Source organism: Streptomyces milbemycinicus, from assembly GCF_002154605.1.
Taxonomy (GTDB): Bacteria; Actinomycetota; Actinomycetes; order Streptomycetales; family Streptomycetaceae; genus Streptomyces; species Streptomyces milbemycinicus.
On the sequence record NZ_MUNE01001299.1, the window covers coordinates 1 to 518 of the forward strand.

Genomic DNA, 518 nt, shown 5'->3' on the forward strand with positions numbered 1-518 from the left:
CTCCCCCAGCAGCGACCCGGCCCGCCCGACGAACCCGGCAGACGTGTCCGGCATCCCCGCCACCGCCGCCAACGCGCCCTTCTCGTTGAGGCACCAGCGGCGGTGATGGGCGAACAGGGCCTGGACGAGCAGCCCGACAACACGCGACAAGCACAGCGAGACGTGCAGGACATCGCCGCGCCGGGCCGACTTGGCGGCGTTCGCCACCAGGAAACCCGCCTCCCACACCGCCCCCGCCGTCAGAGCCTCCCGCAGCGGCTCCGGATATCGCTCCACCTCACGCCGCAGCTCGCCCAGCTCCCCGCCCGGATCGGCCAGCACCCGCCCCAGGGACACCTCGCCCACGTAGCAAGGGGACCAGAACCCCAGCGGATGCCCGATCTGCGTCCCCACCTCGTACCGCCCGGCGCGGCAGTCCTCCCACACCGTCCGCACCCGGTCCACGTCCCGCAGGATCCAGTCCACGGCCTGTCCGTCCACGTCCAGCCATGCCCCGCCGTTCACCCACGGCCCCCATC

At 73.2% G+C, this 518-nt stretch carries 1 protein-coding gene; it reads right to left on the minus strand.

Features of this window, described 5'->3' with window-relative positions; genetic code table 11:
• Positions 1 to 518, minus strand: a 518-nt coding sequence (locus tag CCN51_RS52730; RefSeq protein ID WP_107426338.1) for a DUF4037 domain-containing protein, incomplete at both ends; no start/stop codon positions are given.